Annotated in this window: 5 protein-coding genes; 3 read left to right on the forward strand and 2 right to left on the reverse strand. The window is 76.5% G+C overall.

Annotation, left to right across the window (positions count from 1 at the left end; genetic code table 11):
* Positions 1-551: 551 nt before the first annotated feature.
* Together GA0115242_RS01520 and GA0115242_RS01525 are read left to right on the forward strand one after the other, a co-directional pair.
* A complete protein-coding gene (locus GA0115242_RS01520; protein ID WP_093823655.1) occupies positions 552-1,115 on the forward strand; it encodes a helix-turn-helix domain-containing protein in 564 nt (187 codons plus the stop codon).
* A gap of 11 nt (positions 1,116-1,126) precedes the next feature.
* Positions 1,127-1,840, forward strand: coding sequence for a helical backbone metal receptor (locus GA0115242_RS01525; RefSeq protein WP_256089344.1), 714 nt, complete (start codon positions 1,127-1,129; stop codon positions 1,838-1,840).
* Here GA0115242_RS01525 and GA0115242_RS01530 read toward each other — a convergent pair.
* On the reverse strand, positions 1,767-2,933 hold the full coding sequence (locus GA0115242_RS01530) for a TDT family transporter (protein ID WP_093823659.1): 1,167 nt from the start codon (positions 2,931-2,933) through the stop codon (positions 1,767-1,769). The genes GA0115242_RS01525 and GA0115242_RS01530 overlap by 74 nt on opposite strands.
* A gap of 70 nt (positions 2,934-3,003) precedes the next feature.
* On the opposite strand from GA0115242_RS01530, the gene GA0115242_RS01535 reads away from it, so the two are divergent.
* Positions 3,004-3,927 (forward strand): LysR family transcriptional regulator, encoded by a 924-nt coding sequence (locus GA0115242_RS01535; protein WP_093823661.1) that lies wholly within the window; start codon positions 3,004-3,006, stop codon positions 3,925-3,927.
* Between the two features lie 10 nt (positions 3,928-3,937).
* Here GA0115242_RS01535 and GA0115242_RS01540 read toward each other — a convergent pair whose 3' ends face one another.
* The gene (locus tag GA0115242_RS01540) at positions 3,938-4,624 is read right to left on the reverse strand and encodes a gamma-glutamyl-gamma-aminobutyrate hydrolase family protein (RefSeq protein ID WP_093823663.1); all 687 of its coding nucleotides are present in this window, start codon (positions 4,622-4,624) and stop codon (positions 3,938-3,940) included.
* Between the last annotated feature and the right edge of the window lie 115 nt (positions 4,625-4,739).

Raw genomic sequence — 4,739 nt, forward strand, 5'->3', positions numbered from 1 at the left:
CGGGCCACGGCGATTGGGCGCCGCCCGCGCCGGTCCCCGCGCCCGGCACGCCGTGCCTGATCACCGCCGTGCCGGGACGGCAGGGACGGACGGTGCGCGGGGGAACAGAGGGGACCGCCCGCGCATTGAGGTGAAGGGCCGGAGTCCGCTCCACGCCGGGGACCGGGTCGGCGCGACGGCTCCGGGAACCCGCGCCGTCCGGGCCGCAATACCGGCTCCCGCCGGGCCGGGGGACGGGTCGCGCGCATCCCCGGATCCCGTCGCGCCCCCGCCCGCCACCCGGTAACGTCCTGAACCGGCCCGAAAAGGGCGGGCGACCCTTCTGGTCAGGGGGTTCGTCCCGGAGGAAGGAGCGGAGCCCGGCGAGTGCCCGGAACCCCTCCACGGGCGGGAGGTGGCGAATTGACGGCACACCGTGTTTACGGGTATGTGACGCCCGCGTGAAACAGTTTGCCGAACCTGCGTAAGGTGCAGAGAACTCAACAGGAGTTCCGCGCACCGGTCGGGGCGCGTGCCGTACGGACCGACGGGTGAAGGAGGGAGCCGGAGCCATGGGCGATCACAAGGACCAGCCGCTGCGAGTGGGCGCGGCCGTGCGGCGGCGGCGCCGGTCGCTTCAGCTCACCCTCGCCGTCGTGGCGGAGCGCAGCGGCCTGTCGGTGCCGTTCCTCAGCCAGATCGAGAACGACCGCGCGCGCCCGAGCCAGACCTCCCTGGAGAAGGTCGCCGACGCGCTGCGCACCACCGCCGTGGAGCTGCTCGCCGCGGCCGATCCGGCGTGCAGCGTGGACGTGGTGCGGGCCGAGGCCGTCGAACCGGCCGCGCCCAGGGCGCGTTCACTGGTGCGGGGCCATCACCAGATGCACGCCTCGGAGTTCACCGGCGACCATGACGCGGGCCGTGAATTCCAGTACCGCAACGACCAGTTGATGTACGTCGCGGACGGCGCCGTGGAGGTCGAGGCGGAGGGCCGCGCCTACCGGCTCGGCCGGGGCGACACCCTGTACCTGACCGGCGGTGTGCGGCACCGGTGGCGGGCGACGGTCTCGGACACCCGGGTGGTCGTCGTCGCCGTCTCGGAGCACATCGAGGCGGTCGGGGACCGGAAGCGGTAGTGCCGCCCCGGGTGGTGTCCCTGGTCCCGTCGCTGACCGAGGCGGTGGCCGTCTCGGTGCCGGGCGCGCTGGTCGGGGCCACCGACTGGTGCACGCACCCGGCCGGGCTCGGCGTGGAGCGGGTCGGCGGCACCAAGAACCCGGCGCTGGAGCGGATCGTCGCGCTCGCGCCCGACCTGGTGGTCGCCAACGAGGAGGAGAACCGCGCCCCCGACCTCGTGGCCCTGCGCGCCGCCGGGGTCGAGGTGCTGGTCACCGAGGTGCGGAGCGTGGCCGGGGCCTTCCCGGAACTCGCCAGGACCCTCACGGCGTGCGGCGCGAAGGCCCGGCCGTCCTGGCTGGTGGAGGCCGAGCGGGTGTGGGCCGGGCTGCCCGCTCCCGCTCGGCGCCGTACCGCGGTGGTGCCGGTGTGGCGGCGGCCCTGGATGGTCCTCGGCCGGGACACCTTCGCCGGTGACGTGCTGGCCCGCCTCGGGGTGGACCACCTGTGGGCGGACGCCGCCGACCGCTACCCCCGGGTGCCGGTGGCGGAGCTGGTGGCGGCGGCGCCCGACCTGGTCGTGCTGCCCGACGAGCCGTACCGCTTCACGCCCGACGACGGCCCCGAGGCGTTCGGGGGGCTGCCCTGCGCGTTCGTCGGCGGGCGGCACCTCACGTGGTACGGGCCGTCGCTGCTGGAGGCGCCGCGGGTGCTGGGCGAGGCGCTGCGAGCAGCGCGCCGCTGAGCAGGCCGCGGGCGGTCTGCGCGGCGGCGACGGCCCAGGCGGCGACGAGCCCGGCGTACAGGGCGACGGCGAGCCACGCGTAGCAGGTCAGGCCGGTGCGGACGGCGAGGGAGGCGGCGCCGGTGACACAGGTGCCGACGGGGAAGGTGAACGCCCACCAGGTCATCGCGAACCGCATGCCCGCGCGCCGGGCCCGCACCACGTGGGCGCAGGCCAGCGCGAGCCACAGCAGCGCGAACCCCATGACGGGCACGCCGTACAGGACCGCCAGCACGGCGAACCCGTCGCTGTAGGCGGGGGCGACGACGCCGGGCGCGACGTCGGCGAACCGGCCGACGGCGGTGGTGGACTGGCCGAGCGGGCCGAGGACCAGGAAGAGGGTCGGGGTCAGGGCGAGCGGCAGCGGGCCGCCGGTGAGCAGCCGCGCGAACACCACAGGCAGCATGACCAGCACGGCGAGCAGGCTGAGCCCGAACATGCCGAAGCAGGCCAGCAGCAGCGTCTCCCGGGGCTCTCCGGCGGGCAGGTGCGGCACCAGCGCGGGCCCCGCGGCCGCCGACACCATGGGCGCCACCAGCGGCAGCAGCCACACCGGCGTCGCCGACCCGGGCTCGATCCGGTGCCGCACGGCCATCAGGTACGGGACGGCGACGGCGGCGGCGAGTCCGACGACGGTGCCCGCGGTGAACAGCACGGCGTCCAGGGCGACGGCGGCGCGGACGCCGATCCAGTCCTGGCCGACGGTGAGCGCGCCGCCGCCGACCGCGAGCAGGGCCATGGCGAGGCAGCCGTAGAAGGGCGCCGTCGCGGGGTCGAGGAGGTGGGCGCGCGCCTGGTCGCGGTGGTGGGTCCAGTGCAGGGCGCGGGCCACCAGCAGGGCGGCGAGCAGCAGCGCGGACAGGGCCCAGACGGCCGTGCAGGCGGTGCGCAGGGCGGGTGGCGCGGAGAAGGGGGCGGGGAGGGTGGCGCCCGCTCCGGCGACGATGGCGGTGCCCATGACGGAGGCGTACCAGTTCGGTCCGAGGTGACGGACCGCGGCGAGCCGCGGGGGGTGTGCGGTGGCACGGGGGAGGGCGGGGGCGACGGTGACCATGGCTCCACCGTCCCGCCGCCGGGGCGCGGGGACCAGGGAGCGCCGTCCTATGACGGCATAAGCTGAGTTTATGACAGAGAAGGAGGGGCGCGTTCCGTCCGGTGGTGCGCTCGCGCGCCGGGTGCCGGACCTGGGCGCGCTGGAACTGCTGCTGGCCGTGGCGCGGCTGGGCAGTCTGGGGGCGGCGGCCCGGGAGCTGGGCATCACGCAGCCCGCCGCGAGCAGCCGGGTGCGGTCCATGGAACGGCAGTTGGGCGTGGCCCTCGTCGACCGTTCGCCGCGCGGGTCGCGGCTGACCGACGCCGGGGCCCTGGTGACGGACTGGGCCCGGCGGATCGTCGAGGCGGCCGAGGCGTTCGACGCGGGGGCGCAGGCGCTGCGGGACCGGCGGGACTCCCGGCTGCGGGTGACGGCGAGCATGACCATCGCCGAGTACCTGCTGCCGGGGTGGCTGCTCGCGCTGCGCGCCCAGCGGCCCGGCACGGCGGTCTCGCTGCACGCGGGCAACTCGACGGTGGTGGCCGAGCGGCTCCTGGCCGACCAGGCCGACCTCGGCTTCGTGGAGGGCGTGAGCGTCCCGCCCGGCCTGGACTCGGCGGTCATCGCCCACGACCGTCTGATCGTCGTCACCGCGCCGGGGCACCCCTGGGCGCGCCGCACCCGGCCGCTGGAGGCGGCGGAGCTGGCCGCGACGCCGCTGATCCTGCGTGAGGAGGGCTCCGGCACCCGGCAGGTCCTGGACGCGGCGCTCGGCGGTCTGGCCCGCCCGCTGATCGAGCTGTCCTCGACGACGGCGGTGAAGGCGGCGGCGGTCAGCGGCGCGGGCCCCGCCGTCCTGAGCGAACTCGCGGTCGGCGAGGAACTGGCGATGCGGCGTCTGGTGCGGGTCCCGGTCGAGGGCGTGCGGCTGGCCAGGGACCTGCGCGCGGTCTGGCCGACGGGGCACCGTCCGGTGGGTCCGGCGCGGGAGCTGCTGTCGCTGACCCGGGGGTGAGCGGGGCCGGTCAGCCCGCCGCCGCCACCAGGGCCCGCATCACCCGCAGGTCGTCGCCCATCTCCGGGTGCCACTGGACGCCGACGACCCAGCCGGCCGACGGCGGGAGCTCGATCGCCTCGACGGTGCCGTCCTCGGCGTGCGCGGAGGGGGACAGGCCGGTGCCGAGGCGGTCGACGGCCTGGTGGTGGTAGGTCGGCACGGCCGTCTCCTCGGGCACGGCCCGCGCGTACCGGGTGCCGGGCACCGGGCGCACCGGGTGCCGTCCGAAGGCGCCCGGCACCCGCGCGTGCCCGTCGATGTGCTGGACGAGGGTGCCGCCGAGGGCGACGTTCAGCAGCTGCATGCCCCGGCAGATGCCCAGCAGGGGGAGCCTGGCGGCGAGGGCGGCGTCGATGAGGGCGAGTTCCCAGGCGTCCCTGGCGAGGGCGGGCGGGCCGGTGCGGGGGTGGCGCTCGGCGCCGTAGCGGGCGGGTTCGACGTCCGGTCCGCCCGCGATCACCAGCCCGTCGAGGCGGGCCACGGCCGCGGCCGCGTGCTCGGGCGCGTCGGGCGGCAGCATCGCGGCGAGTCCCCCGGCCCGCTGCACCAGCCGGGGATAGCCGGCCGGCAGCAGGGCCGCGTCCAGCTCCCAGATGCCCCAGCGCGCGCCGGACTCCAGATACGTGCTCACGCCGATCAGCGGCCGTCGGGTCACCGCGCCTCCCTCAAAGGTGTAATGACATACCTTTAACGGGCGCGACGGTCCCTCCGCAAGACCCTTCCGGTCGGCGGGCGTGATCGGATGCGGGCGCGGGCGGGCGGTCCGAGGG

Origin of the sequence: Streptomyces sp. SolWspMP-5a-2, assembly GCF_900091845.1 — a bacterium.
In the GTDB taxonomy this organism is placed as follows: Bacteria; Actinomycetota; Actinomycetes; order Streptomycetales; family Streptomycetaceae; genus Streptomyces; species Streptomyces doudnae.

What these genes read in the sequence shown, in the direction of transcription:
- GA0115242_RS01520 (WP_093823655.1), top strand. Translation starts at nt 552, where the DNA reads ATGGGCGATCACAAGGACCAGCCGCTGCGAGTGGGCGCGGCCGTGCGG.
- GA0115242_RS01530 (WP_093823659.1), bottom strand. Translation starts at nt 2,933, where the DNA reads ATGGTCACCGTCGCCCCCGCCCTCCCCCGTGCCACCGCACACCCCCCG.
- GA0115242_RS01535 (WP_093823661.1), top strand. Translation starts at nt 3,004, where the DNA reads ATGACAGAGAAGGAGGGGCGCGTTCCGTCCGGTGGTGCGCTCGCGCGC.